The following is a 17,255-nucleotide window of genomic DNA, read 5'->3' on the forward strand; positions in this document are numbered from 1 at the left end:
AAACTCCTATGCGTCATGTTCATTTTCAAGCGTTTTTTCGGCTTCGTGTAATAAGCTTAAAAAGTCTTTCAAGACCGCATCATCATTGGTATAGCCATTTTTTTCCCAAAGTTGTTGAAATAGTTTTTCTGGTGTTGGTGGTTCTAAATTGATTGGTGTAATTTCATCGCTATTTTTTTCTGATGCGAAGTATTGTCTTGAGATGCGTACTAAGCGGTAACGGCTTTTGGGTAAGGCATCTTCAAATTGTTGGCGCAAATTGGGCGGAGGTGGAACATCGGTATGGTATTCAATATCGACATATTCACGCTGCTCAATATTTTCAATTTCACCGCTTGCTAAGGCCTTTAATTTGGCTAAAACTTCGTTCAATGCCCCTTTAATTTTATGCAGTTGTACACTACGGGGAATAAATACACTTTCAAATGAAACCCGTGACTCATCTGTTTTAAGCGGGTCAATATTAACCTCTACAATTTGGTGTTTATAGTTGATTTCACTAAAGGATAAGGGAATAGGTGAACCACTATAACGGATATGTTCCTGACCAACTTTTTGTGGTTTATGTAAATGTCCGAGCGCAACATAATCAATGCTATCTTCAAACAATGTGGTAGACAGTGCTTCCTCATTGCCAATGATAATAGGCCGTTCAGAATCAGAGGTTTCTCCACCTTGCATATGGGCATGTGACATTAGAATGAGTGCTTGATTATCTGTCTTTCTTTTTCGTGCTTCAGAAATCACCTGTTGATGTAAATAGGCAATGGCATTTTGACTGTTATTGGTTTGTTCATTAAAGCCTGTAATTTCAGCTGGGCGCAGAAACGGTAAGCTTAGGCACCAAGCAATAATATTTTTTTGTTCATCATAAATTGGAATCAGTAAACGCTCTAAATCAATTTGACCCAGCTCGTTTTTATGAATCACACCAACGGTTTTGGCATGATATTTTTCGAGTAAGGGCTCAACCTGTTCAATGCGATAACCTGAATCATGATTACCTGCAATCATTAAGGTTTGCATATGTGGGGCAAGCTTATGTGCATTGGCTAGGAATTGATAGAGTTGTTTTTGCGCAGCAGATGCAGGATTGATGACATCGAATATATCACCCGCAATCAATAGGGCATGGGGCTGCTTTTCTTTGATTTGAACTAATAACCACGCTAAAAATTGCTCATGTTCATACTGGCGAGAATGGTTATAGAAGAATTGTCCCAGATGCCAGTCTGAAGTATGAAGAAAGCGTACAGTCATTAGTTGGATAAGCCTTACAGAATTTAAAATTAAGGTAGCACAAATTGAATGCTTAAATCAGCTGTAAGGCCTTAATCACTTAATATGATCTGTATTTTTTATAAAAATTCTTAAAAAATATTCGCTATCTTTTAATCTCAACTGTTTCATGCAGCCCAATATAGACAGGTTTTGCTCAAACATTCATTTAGATTTTCAATCAATCAAGCTTATTTTGCATTGGGATCAACTTGGACAAGTCCAAAGGTATTATGATCTGCATCTAAAAAATAACCTTGCCAACATTTATTGGGAATAGCAAATTTCTCCATTGCTACTTGCCCACCCAAAGCTAAAATCTTTTCAGCAGTTATATCAAAATCTTCAACTTCAAAGGAACAGGTAAAAGCATTGGTTCCGCAATGGGTAGGGGGTATTTGAGCTGGACGCTCCAATAAGCCACCATGTATGTTGGCTGTTTCAATTTGAAAATATTGAATGGGTAGACCTTCAACTTTGCTAAATTTCCAACCGAAAACTTCATGATAAAATTTAACTTCACGTTCAGGGTTTGAAGACTGAATTTCAAAGTAGCTTAGTGCATTCATTGTTATTGTCCAATTTTAAATGTTTTGATTAAGATAATAGAATTTGTAAAGTTGTGATGTATAAATATTGAAAATGAAAGAATGAGGCAATTAAAAGTGATGTGTTATGGATAAAGAAAAATTACATGAATTACGCGCAAAAATTACCATTTCAATCGCAGATGCTTGCGCTTTATTAAAACAATATGATGAGATAGAACATTGCATACAAGTTTATCATCAGCAGAATATTGAAAAAATTTGTGCAGCAACAGATTGTGAGGCGGAGCTTGCACAAGAATATTATGATGACCCTAGATATCATCCCAATCTTGAAAAAATCATTCAAAAAATTAATGAATTTAATCAACGCACAATCAAATTGAGCATAGATGAAAATCCAAAATATGTTGATAAAGTGGGTTTCTTTATTTGGGCAGAAGATGAAAACTTAGAGAGGATACAAAATAAAGGCAACAGAACTTATTTTATTCCGCAAGATGATTTTGCTTATGTCATTAAAATATTTAGATCTTTATTTCCGTTGTTTAGCCCACTGAGAAATGAATTTGAGTGTAGTTTTGATCCTTGTTCAGATAACTATTTTGATCAAAATGCCATACAAGACATTATCTTAAAAATTAAAGATCTGCATTTTAACGAGAGCAAAGTGATGAGTTTTTTAGAAAAACTGGTTTGTTGTTTAGAGGAAAAAATACAAATAGGGACTTATGTCGTTATTTTTGGAAATCAATAAATGAAATCGAAACGGCAATTAGAAGTCGATGTGAAGTGATTTAGTGATGTCGATAAGTTAAGACAAAGCTTTTAAGCTTATTTAAAATTTTATAACCAATAAAATCGTTAAAATTTGGATATTTAATCCGATAATACTCATTCCAATAACTGACAATTCTACTTTGAGTCGTTTGGTCATATTTTGGATTTTGCAGCATAAATGCTGCAAAAAGTCCTTGATTATTTGCATCTAGAATCGGTTCAATGGCCTCTAAAATTTCTTGAACATATTCACCCAATAACTGAAAAATGAAAGGGATCATAAAACTTGTAAGGTCAGTTTTAATGAGTCTTTCGAGCGCTCTTTGCCGAACAAAACCATTGTGATGGCGAGTAAGAATACACCATAGAATTTGACGTTGTGTTAAAGAAAAATTATGAAACTCAATACATTGTAACTGAGTTATATAGATTCTTGATGGTACAACGATATGTTCGTGATGAATCAACACTTCGCATTGAGAGCTTTCATGAATTTTTATTTTTTTACTTTCTAAGTATTTTGATATTACTAAAACATCATCTAATAGCGCTTTAGGAAAAGCTCGGATTAACTTTAGATGATTGCTCACGGATTTGCTGCTCTCAGTTATTTTAAAGTCGGTGCAAAATGAAAATCATAACTCTCAGAAATAGGAATAATTTTTTTATCCACTTGTTCGATATCCTTACCTTCTTTGGTAAATAACATGGGCATAAAACTAAAGACTTGGTTGCCATTGAGACTTTGAAGATCTGTCTGCCAGTTTTGCCAACGGAATACTTGATAAAACTGAGCAATATCTCCATTGAATGCCCAAGTCAAAAATTCTGAATAGCTCACATCAAGATTTTCCCATACCAATGTATCTGGGGCAAAATAGTAAATCTTTCCAATTGCTTCACCTAATTTTCCATTATTGATAGCAAAGTAACCCCCTAAAACATCATCAGCAATCAGTAGATAGGTTAGCTCCTGATCAGATTGATGAAACGTTTTATGATGATTCCATTCAGTAATACCACGATCTAATTTTGGATGTCCTGAAGCTAAAATTCTCAACCATCCATGATCAATCAGTATTCCACCTGTTTCATAAATAATTGAACCCATAGGTGAATGTGTTGTGACTTGAATGTTCAGTAACTCTTGTTCAGCTCTTAATTTGTTCTTGGGTAAAACTTCAATATGATTGGTGGCTTGAGTCATCCATTCTTGTACCAATATCCAGCCTGAATCTTCAATATTGATTAATTGTTCTAAAGTTTTCATTGTTTGCTGTTATCCAAATAATACAAAGCGCTTAAGTGGTTTCCCTCGGGTACTCTAAAATTCGAGGAAAATGGAAATCATAACTTTGTAGTGCAAATTTATATAATTGAGCAGGGCGTTTGCCCGCAATCTTAGATTGATCTGTTTCCTCAACTGCGCCAGCTTCAATCATACGCCGTCTAAATGACTTCTTTTCTAAGCTTTGTCCCAAAATAATTTCATAAATCTGCTGTAACTCAGTCAAAGTAAACAGTTTAGGCATCAAACTGACGGGTAAGGCTGTATAACGTGCTTTACTACTTAAACGGTCAACAGCTATATCTAAAAGCTCTAAATGATCAAAAGCCAAGTCTAATTTTTTTGCCTCAGCAATTGAAACCCACTCGCTATATTCATTTTGTTCAGAGGCAATCTGTTGAAACGCTTTGAAATCAATCAGGGCAAAATATAAAGCTGTTACAGCCCATCCACGAGGATCACGTGTTGCATTGCCAACCGTCGCAACTTGTTCCAAATGCGGTGATTGAAGTCCAGTTTTTTCAACCAATTTACGATGTGCTGTTACCATCAAATCTTGATCTTTAGACAAATCGACAAAACCACCTGGGAGTGCCCATTTATCTTTTTGTGGGAAATTAGAGCGTTTAATCAATAAAACCTGTAGCTGACCTGCATCAACAGAAAAAATTGCCATATCCACTGTAAGTAATGGAGATTCATAGTCCTTTTTATTATAGTTAGAGAGAAATTCCTGTTCAGAGTTAAAGGTCACTGTAAGGCTCGCTTAATTTTATTAAAGTAACGGATTGTGTTGGATTATTGCAGGGTGGAAGAGATTCGCCAAGTAGAAAATATGTTTAGCAAGAATGAGATTGGCAATGGTGCAGTCTAAGCGCAGAAACCTTGCGATAAAAAGCAAGGTTTCTGCAAATGGTTGTTATAACTGATTTGCCAAGCGTTCCCGAATTTCATTCAAACGACACGCTCGAATCAATTGCCCATTTTCAAACACCGTTTTTAACTCACCTTGTTGCTCTTGTTCCATGGTTTGCTGATCAAATAACACAAATCCGTCTTCAGTTTTTTCTACACGAAGTAAACCTTTAGCAGATTTCTTTATACCAGAATCAGTGATCGGATCTTTAAACAATTCACGTGGAACACCGTTGACTTGTCCCCAAGTGGCTTTAACTGCAAAACCAAATGTGTCACGCGTTAAATAGTTATAAGTATAACTACCGATGCCAAAGACCAGATTATTTGAAGCAAAGCCCTTCGCTTCCAGCCCTTGAACAATATTTAAAGCACGTTCCAAAGTAATCGAGTCACCATAAATCAAACCAACACGCTCATTTAAAACTTTATAGCCTTGATCTGTTTCGGTTCCGCTAAAGATTTCCCATAAACATTGCACAGCGCCTTTATAAGCTGGACTGCCCATTTCAGCTTCAGGGTCACCGCAAATGATTTTTACAGGATCACCAGAGTCAGGACGAAAAACCAATTTCGCCAAACCTAAAGCATTTGGCTGACGAGCTAGAATTTCGTCTTTTAATTCCACAGTAAATTCTGTAATCACTCGCCAAAAATCCCAAGTATCCGATACGATACTGACCACACCTGATGGATAAAGCTCAGTGATTAAACGTCTAAAAGTTTCAATTTCATTGTCTTCACTGCCCATACACATCACACTATGTTCAGTTGCTGGAACCGAAACACCTACAATGCCGTCTGCATCGTAATATTCTTCTGCATAATCAATTGCTGAAACTGCGTCTGTACCGATAAAACTGGTTAAATGTCCTACACCATTTTGTGTGGCATCATAAATCCCACTCATGCCGCGACTACTAAAATCATGGCCTTGTACAGCAACGAAGTCTAAAGGTGCACCTGTTTTAATCGCATATGCCGTCAGTAAGCGTTTGTATTCAAATGCAATCGTTGCTGTCGTACAGCTTTTCCATAATTCAGCACTGAGTACTGTTTCTAAGTAATTGGTTAACCAAAAGAACTCAGGCAGGGTATTTACAATAGTGAGTACAGGTACTTTGATATTGACACGGCTGCCTTCTTCTAGCGCCTTGATTCGGATTGGTAAATAGCCTAAGTCATATAAAGCTTCGATATGATCGACTGGTACTGCGCCGTCACCCAATGCGTTATCCATTCTACGTTTATATCTAGCAATGACTTTTGCTTTATCTTGTTGGAAAAAACCTTCATTCCAAGTCTCAATCAAAAAGTGTTTGATAAAGCCTTGTAAGCCAAAGAACACGATTTTATCGTCGAAGTCAGGCAACATTTTTGCTAAACGAGAAGAACGTGGCGTGAAATTGGCATAAACATATTCTGTGCCAACAGGGTACTGGCGTCTGTGATCTGCTTTATAAAAGTCAATTGCATTCAGTGGATTGATTTTTAAGCTCATTCTTATTCTCCAAAATAATTAAAATGAATTGAAACGACTAAATGAAATGACGTTTAGATTTGGGTGTTCAGTTTGTGGAAAGCTCGTCGTGGTAAAAATTTGGTCAACCAAGCCTTCAAATACGTGCATACCTTTACTAAAGATCCCGTGAGTCACATACAAAATCACATGTTGGCAATTTAATTTTTTTAACTCTTGTGCAATACCAATAAAAGTTGCACCACCATCACAAATATCGTCCGTGATCACAGCTGTTTTGCCCGTTAAATCAGTTGCATTGACTTGAGCATTCTGAATTTTTCCTGTGATGGCATCACGTTTTTTTTCACAGTAGACCATTTCGATTTCGTGATCTCTTAAGCTATTGATGACTTTGGCAATCGTTTTGGTCCGTTGTTTTGCACCTGCATCTGGACAGATTAAAACGGTGTCTTGAGCAATTAAAATGTCTTGTAACTTTGAATTTTGTAGAATGATTTCACTTGGTTGAACATTCTCAATCTCAAAAAAATGGGTGTTTTCATTTAAAAGTTTTTCAGTAACACAACTATGTGCATCCCAAACTTTGATTGATTTACGTTGTTGTGGAAATTGCTCAGTATTGATATTTAATAATTTTGTCATCAGTTCTAATGAGAATGCCTGTCCCATCGCACAGATTCGATCTTGGCGTGCGTATGGAAAATAGGGGATTTCCAAATCAATTTCTAAACCTTGATTGAGTAATACATTTTCAATTAACAAGTAATCCATCAAATCTTGCGTGTTACTGATTTTGGCTTGAATCTGAATTTGCCCTTTCAATGTTTTTAATGTATCTGCTGAAATTTGAACATGTCGTTCACCACCCGCAAACTGGATATTTTGAATAGGGATAATATTGTTGTTTGAATCTTTGACTTGGATAGACATGTTGCTTATACCTATAAGGTGGCTTATTGCCAATACATATATAGTGTCATAAAGCCTATTTAATTCTCAATATTACTTTACAAAAGATTACAAACCTGAGTCTTAGATGTTTTTTGATTGGACTTTTATTTAAGTTATTGTTTTATTTTGTAATATTTAGTGCGTGAGAGCGTGCTGATTTTTTTAATGCTGTCTATTATTCGAGATTTAACAGTTTTAATCCCTAGACATTTATTATGTAAGAAACAGCAGGGGATCGCTAAAAGACGATAGCTATATAAAAGACAGCTACGATAAAAAGCCCTTACTATAAGAAAACATGTACTTTAATAAGGCAGGGGGGATGATTCATTCGTTGAAATATTCATGTCCAACTGATACAGAACAATAGATCTTTTAAAAATCAAAAAATGCTCCTGTGGATTAAATCATATTGGTATTGAAAGTTCCTTCTCCACCTTTCGAGAAGGTTAGAATGAGGAACTTTTATGTTGAACTCAGTTTTAAAAAGGGCTTTTGAAAGAAGCCGAATAAAAATATTTTAAAATGACTTAAATTATTGAAGGCAGTTAAATAAATTCGTTCTAATCCAAGAACACGGTAAAGCTTTCAACAGGTTCACGCGGGGTAATAAATGTATTTACAATATGATCTGGATCGGCATAGCCCAATACAACCGCACAGACTAACTCCTCATCATCAGGCGCATTGAGTACCTCTAAGACAATACGATGAAAATGATTCCATGCAGCTTGAGGACAACTGTCTATACCTCGTGCTTTTGCTGCAATCATGACGTTTTGCACCATCATGGAAATGTCCATTTTAGCGCCAGTTCCCATGATTTTATTTACAGTAAAATACAGTACAACAGGTGCATCAAAAAGCTGATAATTTCTTAAATGTTGTGCCGCCATTTTTTCTTTTTCGCTTTTTTGAATCGCCAAAAGTCCATACAGCCCCCAACCATTTTCACGACGACGATCAATAAATGGAGAAATCCAAGTGGTTGGGTAGTATGAAAAGCTCGCAGTATGCTGTTCGGCAAGTTCTGGTCGGGTAAATAATTCGATTTGAGCAGCACATACACGGTCAATCATTTCTTGCCGTTTGTTACCAGTGACGACATATACTTTCCAGGGTTGGGTATTTGCTCCTGATGGCGCACGACAAGCAACTTTTAAAATATCTTTAATAATAGATAAATCGATAGGTTTATCCAAAAATGCACGTACTGAATGACGGCTTGTAATTGCTTGATCTATCACTTGAACCTGTTCTAAAAACATAAAAGTCCTTTATTGGTCTAATTTTTCATCAAATAGACTATATACGATAGTCGTAGAGGCGTAATATTCATTTTTTGAAACTTTAGCTAAGCCCTAGATTATATAATGATTATAGAAATACTAATCTGAAAAAAGAATTGAAATTAAAGTATTATTCGATAAAACTGATTTAATAAAGGGGTTGAGTTACGCTAGATTACAAAGGTGTAAGAATTATACACAAATTGTTACTTTTGGGTTTTAACTTAGTTTCAACGCTTTCATAATTTAATAGCAAGCATATATGTGCAAAGTTTTTTTTATGTGGTGTTTGAGAAACTACTGAAGAAAACAAGAAAAATTGATTTTTTAGCAAAGTATTGGGGTTAAAAGATCAAATTGTACGGATGCACATCATAAATAAGGCTAGGAGTATTTCATGAGTCTATTCACAAATCGTAAGTCATTGATCGTCAAAAGTTTAGCATTAACAGTAACAGCTTTGATGGTAAATACAGCTCAAGCTGCTACTGACAGTCAAGAGATTCAACAATTACGCAATGAAGTTCAAGAATTAAAAGCACTTCTTCAACAGCAACAGCAGCAAGTAAGATTAGTTGAATCTAAAGTTCAAGCAGCGCCATCTTCTTCTTCAGTTGGCTTAAAGTCTAAGTCTGGTGCAGATATCAATATTTATGGTTTTGTTCGTGGTGATGCGAACTATATCATTGAAGGCGGTGATGACGACTTCAACAAAATCAGTTCAACCAATGGCGAAGCGAAAGATAAACTCCGTGCTACAGCAAAAACAACACGTATCGGTTTAGATTTTAATACACCAGTAGGCGATGCTAAAGTTGGTGGTAAAGTTGAAGTTGACTTTGCTGGTAATGGTGTAAATGAAAACCTTCGTATTCGTCATGCTTATTTAACCTATAACAACTGGTTATTTGGTCAAACAACATCTAACTTCCTATCTAGCCATGCGCCAGAAATGATTGACTTTGCAACTAACGCAGGTGGCGGTACTACACGTATTCCACAAGTACGTTATGCATACAATTTGGCACCGACTACAAAATTATTAGTTGCTGCTGAAGAGGGTAATAGTACTGGAGTTACAGGTACAGCAGTTAAATATAGTCTTCCTGTGTTAACAGGTAAAATTACACAATCATATGCTGATGGCAACGGTAATGCATCTGCACGTGTTTTAGTGGAAAACTATAAAGATAACAATGTTGGCAAAGATAAGACTGGTTGGGGTGTTGCAGTTGGTACAGACTTTAAAGTTGCTGATCCTTTAAAACTTTTTGCTGATGCATCTTATGTGGTTGGTAATAGCAACTACTTATACGGAAGTAACAATGCATATTCTGTGGTAAATGGTGATATTGAACAGAATGAATTCACTGCGCTTCAAGTGGGTGGGACATATAAAATCTTACCTAACTTACGTTCAACTTTAGCGTATGGTGCATTGTTTGCTGACAACGGTACAGATTTTGCCAAAGCAAACCAAACTGCAAATGAAAAAATTCAACAAGCTTGGTTAAACGTGATCTATTCTCCAGCGAAACCGATTGATTTAGGTATCGAGTATATCAACGGTAAGCGTGAAACTTTCGCGGGTCAATCTTATAAAGATAACCGTGTAGGTTTAATGGCGAAATACAATTTCTAATTCCAACTTAGAAATTTATTGATCCAAAAGGCCGAGGAATGATCCTCGGTTTTTTAATGCTTGAGTATTCATGTCAAAAATAATCATCAAATCAATATCATTTCAAATAATGAATAATATTGTAAAAACATAAGACATTTGCTTAAAAAAATGCATAATTAACCCACTTTTTTTCTATGTTCATATTATCGTATAGATAAATGACCTGTTTTGGCCTGTTCTTGTAAAGCGAATGACTTATGAGGACTGTATTTCTCATTGTTTGATGAAATGATCTTTTATCAATAATAGGAGTAACATCATGACCATTTTCTTTTCTAAATTTTTGCAGCATTGCAATTCTGTTTATATCTAATCGCTAATGTATTTATCGCGATAAGCCTTTTTGATTTTCAATGTTGAAAATCTGCGTTTTATTTTAATTTTTTGTTGTATATATCAGGCAATTAGGTAATCACTAAATCTGAGTGATTTTAAGTCTGCTACTATGGAATAGCATTTCTATATCTATACAACAAAAAATCTAGCCAAAGAATGGACAATTACTTATGGAATTTTCTTTTAATGCCTTCTATACGTTGATTGCAGCGGTCATCGTATTGTTATTGGGTCGTTTCCTGGTCAATAAGATTGATTTTCTCCGTAAATATAATATTCCAGAACCTGTTGCTGGGGGACTTGTTGCCGCAATTTTATCTTTACTCATTCATAATTTCTGGGGCTATAGCATTACCACAAGTAGTGAATTGCAAACCAGTTTCATGTTGGTATTTTTCGCTTCGATTGGTTTAAGTGCAAACTTTGCAAAATTAAAAGAAGGCGGTTTTGGTTTAGTCGTTTTTTTAATTTGTGTTGCCTCATTTATTGTCGTACAAGACTTTGTTGGGATTGGGTTGGCAACGGCCATGGGTCTAGACCCGCTGATTGGTTTGATTGCGGGTTCAATTACCCTCACAGGTGGACATGGTACAGCAGGTGCTTGGGGTGAGATTTTAGAAACCCAGCATGGTATTCAAGGTGCATTAGCATTGGGTATGGCAAGTGCAACCTTTGGTTTAATTATTGGTGGAATCATCGGTGGTCCATTGGCCAAGCTACTGATTAACCGTTATCAGTTATCTAATCCAAAGACCCAAAAAGAAGTGGATGAGACCAATCAGCAAGCCGTTTCCGATCTTGGTGAATATGTTCCATTTGAATATCCACATCAAGTCCGTTTGATTACTGCAGATAATGCGATTACTACATTGGGACTTTTTGCAGCATGTTTGGCTTTTGCTGAATTTATGACAGGTTACAGTAAAGGACAATGGTTTGAGCTGCCAACATTTGTTTGGGCGCTCGCTGGCGGTGTTATTCTTCGAAATGTGCTTGAAGGCATTTTAAGAGTTAAAATGTTTGATCGTGCGATCGATGTGTTTGGTAATGCAGCACTGTCACTTTATCTAGCGATGGCTTTACTTTCATTAAAACTTTGGCAGTTAGCAGATTTAGCCGGGCCATTGGTGATTATTCTGAGTGCACAAACATTAACGATGGCTTTATATGCTGCTTTCGTGACATTCCGTGTAATGGGGAAAAATTACGATGCAGCGGTATTGGCTGCAGGGCATTGTGGTTTTGGTATGGGTGCAACACCAACAGCTGTTGCAAATATGCAGGCCATTACCAATATGTACGGTCCTTCACATAAAGCATTTTTGATTGTTCCGCTTTGTGGTGCTTTTTTTGTCGACTTAATTAATGCAACAGTGATTCAATTAATTCTAAAATTTATCGCTTAATCTTTAGATTTAAAAAGCCAGTGATATCACTGGCTTTTTAAATGAAATTCAGCAAGGCATAATGAATAAATAAAAGACTAGGAATACTGATAAAAATTGAAATTTTAAGTTTTAAACTCAATAGCATTAAACAGGCTGTGAGGATATCTAATGGACTGCCCATGGTTTTTTGTAGCATGGGGACGATCACAGACAGGATAAATCCAACAACTGCGGCATTGATGAGCATTACAGAATTTTCAATATAACGGTTTTCAAGTTGCTTAGACCAGTAAGGCAAAGCTAAAAAAACAAAGAAAAAAGAAGGTAGAAAGATCAACAGTGTTGTTATGGCCGCATTAACAATGGGAAAAGCTGTAAGGGGCAAATATGCACCAAGATAACTGGCAAAGCTAAACAGTGGTCCTGGCATAAATTGCGCAAGTGTGTAGCCTAATTCAAAATCTTGTTTACTGATTAGCCCTGTATTGACAAGGTCTTGGTGCAGCATAGGAAGAACCACATGGCCACCACCAAAGACCAAAGCGCCTGTTTTATAAAAACTAAAACTAGCTTGAAAGAACAGCTTGTTGGAAAAAAGCATTGCCAAGCACAAGGCGAAAAAGATTAAAATAAAGCCAATCAACCAGATTGAGTGAAGACGATGAGCGGTTGGTAATGTATTAAAATTTATATGTTGTTTTTCGATAGCAAGATTATTTGAATCCTTTTGAATATATGCAAATCGCGTCATTAAAACGGCTAAACAACCAGTACCGAGAATAATCACAAGTTGTATCCAAGCATTGGAAAACAGCAGGAGCAACCCAGTACTAACAAGCATTAAGGCAAAATGTAGTTTGGTTTTACAATAGTTTTTAAACATCTGTAAAAAAGCAAAGACAATAATTGCCAAGATGATCGAGTGGATTGTTGAAAATAAGGCTAAATTAAAAGCTGAATGCTGATGAATGAATCGTGCTAAGCCAAACATTAGCAAGGCTGAAGGAAGGGTAAACCCAATCCAAGCCACAATTGCACCTAAATGTCGATGTTGTAAATAGCCGATAGCCATACCCATTTGACTACTACTTGGGCCTGGGAGTAGTTGGGTAAGTGCAAGCAGTTGAGCATATTGCTGCTCATTTAACCAATGCTTTTTCTCTACAAAAGCCTGTTTAAAGTACACTAAATGTGCGGCTGGACCACCAAAGCTGCTACAGCCTAATTTTAAAAAAATCCAAAAAATTTCAAAAAGTGTGGGCATATTTTTAGGATTATTTTAGACACTGATTTTTATAATCTAATCGAAAATCATGACAGAATAAATAAATACAACAGCAAATGATTGCAAATTATGCTTAGATACATGCGAATTTAGATTGTGTCATGATCTGAGAGTATATGTCATTGTTAAATAAAACCTTAGCTGCTTTGTTTTGTGGTTTATTGCTAACTGCATGCGCACATTCACCCGAAAAAAAATCTCAAGCCAGTAGCTTAGCAACCCAACAGGTTTTAGAAGCCACTTCACGATTGGACAATACTTTTTATCAATACAAACAATTGTCAAAGAAAAAGCCTGTGATTGCTTTGGTTTTAGGCAGTGGGGGCGCGCGTGGTTATGCCCACATTGGTGTAATCGAAGTGCTGGAACAACATGGTATTAAGCCTGATTTTATTGTTGGAACAAGTGCGGGAAGTATCGTTGGTTCAATTTATGCCAGTGGGAAATCGCCTGAACAATTACGTCAAATTGCACTCAATATGAAAGTGGGTGATGTACGCGATTTTAAAATTGGGATGAAAGGTTTTTTTGACGGGCAAAAAGTTGAGGATTATGTCAATAAGCAAATCGATCAAATGCCTTTGGAAAAGATGAAGATCCCGATGTATGTGGTTGCTACAGAATTACAAAATGGTGAAAAAACAATTTTTAATTATGGCAATACTGGGCAAGCTGTAAGAGCTTCTGTATCTATTCCAAGTATGTTTATTCCCACAAAAATTAAAGGTAAAGAATATGTAGATGGTGGCTTGGTTAGCCCCGTACCCGTGAATATCGCCAAAGAATTAGGTGCAGATATCGTGATTGCAGTGGATATATTGGCACAACCTGTTAATACTGAAACCACGAATGTCTGGGGGCTGTTTAACCAAAATATCAATATCATGCAAAATCGATTAGCAGCAGAAGAATTAAAAAATGCAGATATTGTGATTCAGCCAGATTTACGCGAAAAAGCGCATATTTTTGATGTAAAAGGCCGTCAGGATACCATGCAAGCCGGAATCGATGCTGCCAATCAACGTATGCATGATCTAGATGTGGTTATTGCCAGTAAGAAAAGTCTTGAAACTGCTCAGCAGCAATATCAAGTTCAAAACTAAGATCAATCGTAATAGATCCATTTAAAAATATTATACTTTTATCACTGTATGATTATTTGAATAAGGATGATGTGTTATTACGGTCATCTGTTTATTTAAATCTATGATGATTAAATTTGTTATGGGTAAAAAGTAAAAATTGTGACACTATCCCATATTATTCTTGGTATCATCCCTGTAAACATTGATCATTGTTATCAAATTCAACACCAATTATCGGATCAGCAAAGACTTAGATATGGCAAGATTGCAGCGCGAATATTGTAAAAAATAGAAAATGATTGATAAACCAATAAGATATACCTCAAATAAATGACTATAGTCATAATCATAAATTGAGAGAATGGTCAATTGCCGAATTAAACATGTTTTTTAGCTGAAAAGATATATAATAATAGACTTAAATCTCCTGCCAAAATAGAGTCTAGAATACGATGTCTCCATTAGATCAAATGATCCCAGCTACAGATGACCAGTCAGAATTAACCATGTCCGTTTTGATGACCCCAGATATGGCCAACTTTTCAGGTAATGTACACGGTGGAACCATCCTTAAGTTGCTTGATCAAGTCGCTTATGCATGTGCAAGTCGTTATTCAGGTAGCTATGTTGTGACACTTTCAGTCGATAAAGTGAATTTCAAAGAGCCAATTCATGTGGGTGAAATGGTCAGCTTCCTTGCCAGTGTCAACCATGTTGGTCGTACTTCCATGGAAATCGGGATTCGTGTTGAAGCACAAAATATCCAAAAACGTACAGTACGCCATACCAACAGTTGCTATTTCACCATGGTGGCTGTAGATGAAAATGGTAAGCCTCAGCAAATTCCAGCTTTAAATCTGGATAATGATTGGAAACGCTGTCGTTTTGAAGCGGCTGAACAACGTAAAGTGGCACGTTTACAAGAAAATCATCATCCTTCTTGCAGTATTTATAAAAAAGCTTCAAATGGTTAATTAATTGCATTGCCCCCTCGTTGCCAATGAGGGGGCGTTTTAGATATTAATATTAGATAGTCTCAAAATTTAAATGAAATGTAGTCAGCGTGATACGACCTTTTTGACAGCACTAAGCTTAAGGTATAGACGCTTAAACATAAATTCAAACGATAAAAATTTGATAAAGACAGAGCATTACTTTTAATTGACTTTGTTAAGAACACGTCCATCTACAGTCATGCTCCATGTCCCATTGGCAGTTTGTTGCGGTGCTTGAGAAACTTTAAACTCAGTTGAAAGTGGTCCAATGCCAGCACTAAAGTTATTGCCTTCAAATTTAGAAATTGGGGCAGATACAGATGAACTTGAATTAGGTTGTTTATTGCTATATTCAACGCGGCCTTCAGGTGTAATCATCAAATTTACACTGCCATCCTCACTTTGCCACGTGCCTGAGTAGTTTTGCTTATCTGTCGGTAACGGTTTGCTACATGCAACAAGTAGGGTGCTGATGACGCCTAAACCGATCAGTTTTTTTAACATTTTAGATTCCTCGTTAGTCTTGATATGTCAGGTTTTAGTTATAAATTTATCAATTTTACAAACTGATTTAAGTGCAAAATAGTATAGCTGAATTATTCAATAATTCGAATTAGAAAAGCACTCAGAGGGCCATAATTGGCGTATGTACGAGCTATCTTAAAGGTTAAAGATCAGAAAAATAATGTTGTTATGATGATTTTAAATTTTTTTAAAAGTACAATTTATATAAAAAATATTCTAAATTATTGGTTTGGATCAATCGTGATATTGTGGGTAAACTACATTTAATCTTTTCCGTAGTTTAGAGCCTTTATGAAAGGATGGAATTTATTTTTTTAGAAAGGAAGCACTTTGCTTTTGCATATAAATTAATCATTCTTAGCGATATTTTGATTATACTCAAAGCACGATAAAAATGGATTTAAAAACAATGAAACTTTATACCAATGCTCATTCTCGTGGAAATACCATTTTGCCTTTATTAAAAGAATTAGATATCGAAGATCAAGTCGAAATTATTCAAGTGGATTATAAAGACTTGAATCAGCCTGAATATTTGGCATTGAATCCGATGGCTAAGATTCCTTTTTTAGAGGATCAAGGTTCGGTCATTTCTGAGACGCCTGCAATCTTTGCATATTTAGCAGACAAATATATTGAGAAAGGTTTCGCACCCACATTGAGTGATCCCAAGCGTGGAGAATATTTAAAATGGTTATTCTTTTGCCACGGACCTTTGACTGAGTTTATGGATATTAAAAGCCTAGGTATTTCAACAGAACAAATTCAGGAACGAAGAAGAAGTCTAGGCTTTGGTACAGAAGAAACAATATATAACTTTATTAAAATTGGGCTAAAGCAAGCAAATCCTTATTTGCTGGGGCATCAAATTTCTGCGGCAGATTTGTTTTTAGCATACTGGCTGATCTTCGCCATCTCTTTTAAAATTGTGCCATATCTAGACGAATTTAAGCCGTTTATTCAGTTGATTCAACAGCGTGATACCGTAAAAGGTGTCGCTTGGATTCAGGCAGTTTAGCGGAGTTTGTTCAAGGATGAATATGGTTTAAAAAATGGATTTTAAATTTATCTGGATGATTCAGAATAGTGACAATTTGAATATTATCGGTTGTTTTACAGATAAAGTAGCTGCTGAAAAATACATTTATGATCATCAGCTTAAGTGTATTTTGACGCAATATCCGCTTGATATTTCTGTGTATGATTGGGTTATTGAAAATGGTTTTTGGAAACCGAAAAGTGATCTACAAAAAACTGGAAAATTTATTGGTCGTTTTTCGAGTGCTTATTTAGAACATGAACATTTTAATCAGTATGATGAATAAGCTAAAAATTGCTGAATATTTTTTATTGAGATATACATCTCACAAGCTATTTTAAAAATTTTTAATGGTTCTAGAAAAAATAAAAAGACTAAATCGCAGC

Annotated in this window: 17 protein-coding genes; 7 read left to right on the top strand and 10 right to left on the bottom strand. The window is 35.8% G+C overall.

Translation table 11 applies throughout. The features are described from left to right. Positions 1-6: 6 nt before the first annotated feature. Positions 7-1,260, bottom strand: a complete 1,254-nt coding sequence (locus tag AS4_RS04595; protein WP_096733355.1) for an exonuclease SbcCD subunit D — start codon at positions 1,258-1,260, stop codon at positions 7-9. A 209-nt stretch (positions 1,261-1,469) separates the two neighbouring features. After that, positions 1,470-1,847, bottom strand: a complete 378-nt coding sequence (locus tag AS4_RS04600) for a VOC family protein (RefSeq protein ID WP_096733356.1) — start codon at positions 1,845-1,847, stop codon at positions 1,470-1,472. Positions 1,848-1,953: 106 nt separating this feature from the next. Here AS4_RS04600 and AS4_RS04605 point away from each other — a divergent pair, with 106 nt between their 5' ends. Further along, entirely contained in the window at positions 1,954-2,583 is a 630-nt protein-coding gene (locus tag AS4_RS04605; RefSeq protein ID WP_096733357.1) for a hypothetical protein, read from the top strand. 40 nt (positions 2,584-2,623) lie between these two features. Here AS4_RS04605 and AS4_RS04610 read toward each other — a convergent pair whose 3' ends face one another. The 6 genes from AS4_RS04610 to AS4_RS04635 all read right to left on the bottom strand — a co-directional run bounded on the left by AS4_RS04610 (position 2,624) and on the right by AS4_RS04635 (position 8,511). After that, complete coding sequence (locus AS4_RS04610) at positions 2,624-3,196, bottom strand: hypothetical protein (RefSeq protein WP_096733358.1); 573 nt, start codon at positions 3,194-3,196, stop codon at positions 2,624-2,626. A 17-nt stretch (positions 3,197-3,213) separates the two neighbouring features. After that, the gene (locus tag AS4_RS04615) at positions 3,214-3,876 is read right to left on the bottom strand and encodes a DUF2625 domain-containing protein (protein ID WP_096733359.1); all 663 of its coding nucleotides are present in this window, start codon (positions 3,874-3,876) and stop codon (positions 3,214-3,216) included. Between the two features lie 31 nt (positions 3,877-3,907). Then, a complete protein-coding gene (ntrR, locus tag AS4_RS04620) occupies positions 3,908-4,648 on the bottom strand; it encodes an ADPR responsive transcriptional repressor NtrR (RefSeq protein WP_096733360.1) in 741 nt (246 codons plus the stop codon). A gap of 165 nt (positions 4,649-4,813) precedes the next feature. Next, positions 4,814-6,310, bottom strand: a complete 1,497-nt coding sequence (locus AS4_RS04625; RefSeq protein WP_096733361.1) for a nicotinate phosphoribosyltransferase — start codon at positions 6,308-6,310, stop codon at positions 4,814-4,816. Between the two features lie 18 nt (positions 6,311-6,328). Continuing rightward, entirely contained in the window at positions 6,329-7,222 is an 894-nt protein-coding gene (locus AS4_RS04630) for a phosphoribosyltransferase family protein (RefSeq protein WP_096733362.1), read from the bottom strand. 584 nt (positions 7,223-7,806) lie between these two features. Further along, entirely contained in the window at positions 7,807-8,511 is a 705-nt protein-coding gene (locus AS4_RS04635) for a nitroreductase (protein ID WP_004819434.1), read from the bottom strand. Between the two features lie 418 nt (positions 8,512-8,929). On the opposite strand from AS4_RS04635, the gene AS4_RS04640 reads away from it, so the two are divergent. Both AS4_RS04640 and gltS read left to right on the top strand, forming a co-directional pair. Then, positions 8,930-10,174 carry a DcaP family trimeric outer membrane transporter gene (locus tag AS4_RS04640; protein ID WP_034610928.1) on the top strand — a complete coding sequence of 415 codons (1,245 nt, stop codon included), beginning with the start codon at positions 8,930-8,932 and terminating at the stop codon, positions 10,172-10,174. Between the two features lie 548 nt (positions 10,175-10,722). Then, positions 10,723-11,958 carry a sodium/glutamate symporter gene (gene gltS / locus AS4_RS04645; protein WP_004819437.1) on the top strand — a complete coding sequence of 412 codons (1,236 nt, stop codon included), beginning with the start codon at positions 10,723-10,725 and terminating at the stop codon, positions 11,956-11,958. Positions 11,959-11,995: 37 nt separating this feature from the next. Here gltS and chrA read toward each other — a convergent pair whose 3' ends face one another. Continuing rightward, the gene (gene chrA, locus AS4_RS04650) at positions 11,996-13,204 is read right to left on the bottom strand and encodes a chromate efflux transporter (protein WP_096733363.1); all 1,209 of its coding nucleotides are present in this window, start codon (positions 13,202-13,204) and stop codon (positions 11,996-11,998) included. 137 nt (positions 13,205-13,341) lie between these two features. Between chrA and AS4_RS04655 the strand changes: the two genes are divergently transcribed. Together AS4_RS04655 and AS4_RS04660 are read left to right on the top strand one after the other, a co-directional pair. Beyond that, positions 13,342-14,328, top strand: coding sequence for a patatin-like phospholipase family protein (locus tag AS4_RS04655; RefSeq protein WP_004819441.1), 987 nt, complete (start codon positions 13,342-13,344; stop codon positions 14,326-14,328). 434 nt (positions 14,329-14,762) lie between these two features. Further along, the gene (locus tag AS4_RS04660; protein WP_004722691.1) at positions 14,763-15,284 is read left to right on the top strand and encodes an acyl-CoA thioesterase; all 522 of its coding nucleotides are present in this window, start codon (positions 14,763-14,765) and stop codon (positions 15,282-15,284) included. A gap of 183 nt (positions 15,285-15,467) precedes the next feature. On the opposite strand, the gene AS4_RS04665 is transcribed toward AS4_RS04660, so the two are convergent. Then, positions 15,468-15,809 (bottom strand): hypothetical protein, encoded by a 342-nt coding sequence (locus tag AS4_RS04665; RefSeq protein ID WP_004819444.1) that lies wholly within the window; start codon positions 15,807-15,809, stop codon positions 15,468-15,470. A 430-nt stretch (positions 15,810-16,239) separates the two neighbouring features. Between AS4_RS04665 and AS4_RS04670 the strand changes: the two genes are divergently transcribed. Then, positions 16,240-16,848: a glutathione S-transferase family protein gene (locus AS4_RS04670; protein WP_096733364.1), complete on the top strand. Its 609-nt coding sequence runs from the start codon at positions 16,240-16,242 to the stop codon at positions 16,846-16,848. 34 nt (positions 16,849-16,882) lie between these two features. After that, complete coding sequence (locus tag AS4_RS04675; protein ID WP_096733365.1) at positions 16,883-17,155, top strand: DUF7710 domain-containing protein; 273 nt, start codon at positions 16,883-16,885, stop codon at positions 17,153-17,155. The last annotated feature ends 100 nt before the right edge of the window (positions 17,156-17,255 follow it).

It is taken from the genome of Acinetobacter guillouiae, from assembly GCF_002370525.2.
Lineage (GTDB): Bacteria > Pseudomonadota > Gammaproteobacteria > Pseudomonadales > Moraxellaceae > Acinetobacter > Acinetobacter guillouiae.

Bases quoted from the DNA above. Each gene is read 5' to 3' on its own strand.
- AS4_RS04595 (WP_096733355.1), bottom strand. From the start codon at position 1,260: ATGACTGTACGCTTTCTTCATACTTCAGACTGGCATCTGGGACAATTC.
- AS4_RS04600 (WP_096733356.1), bottom strand. From the start codon at position 1,847: ATGAATGCACTAAGCTACTTTGAAATTCAGTCTTCAAACCCTGAACGT.
- AS4_RS04605 (WP_096733357.1), top strand. From the start codon at position 1,954: ATGGATAAAGAAAAATTACATGAATTACGCGCAAAAATTACCATTTCA.
- AS4_RS04615 (WP_096733359.1), bottom strand. From the start codon at position 3,876: ATGAAAACTTTAGAACAATTAATCAATATTGAAGATTCAGGCTGGATA.
- AS4_RS04625 (WP_096733361.1), bottom strand. From the start codon at position 6,310: ATGAGCTTAAAAATCAATCCACTGAATGCAATTGACTTTTATAAAGCA.
- AS4_RS04630 (WP_096733362.1), bottom strand. From the start codon at position 7,222: ATGTCTATCCAAGTCAAAGATTCAAACAACAATATTATCCCTATTCAA.
- AS4_RS04635 (WP_004819434.1), bottom strand. From the start codon at position 8,511: ATGTTTTTAGAACAGGTTCAAGTGATAGATCAAGCAATTACAAGCCGT.
- AS4_RS04640 (WP_034610928.1), top strand. From the start codon at position 8,930: ATGAGTCTATTCACAAATCGTAAGTCATTGATCGTCAAAAGTTTAGCA.
- gltS (WP_004819437.1), top strand. From the start codon at position 10,723: ATGGAATTTTCTTTTAATGCCTTCTATACGTTGATTGCAGCGGTCATC.
- chrA (WP_096733363.1), bottom strand. From the start codon at position 13,204: ATGCCCACACTTTTTGAAATTTTTTGGATTTTTTTAAAATTAGGCTGT.
- AS4_RS04655 (WP_004819441.1), top strand. From the start codon at position 13,342: ATGTCATTGTTAAATAAAACCTTAGCTGCTTTGTTTTGTGGTTTATTG.
- AS4_RS04660 (WP_004722691.1), top strand. From the start codon at position 14,763: ATGTCTCCATTAGATCAAATGATCCCAGCTACAGATGACCAGTCAGAA.
- AS4_RS04665 (WP_004819444.1), bottom strand. From the start codon at position 15,809: ATGTTAAAAAAACTGATCGGTTTAGGCGTCATCAGCACCCTACTTGTT.
- AS4_RS04670 (WP_096733364.1), top strand. From the start codon at position 16,240: ATGAAACTTTATACCAATGCTCATTCTCGTGGAAATACCATTTTGCCT.
- AS4_RS04675 (WP_096733365.1), top strand. From the start codon at position 16,883: ATGGATTTTAAATTTATCTGGATGATTCAGAATAGTGACAATTTGAAT.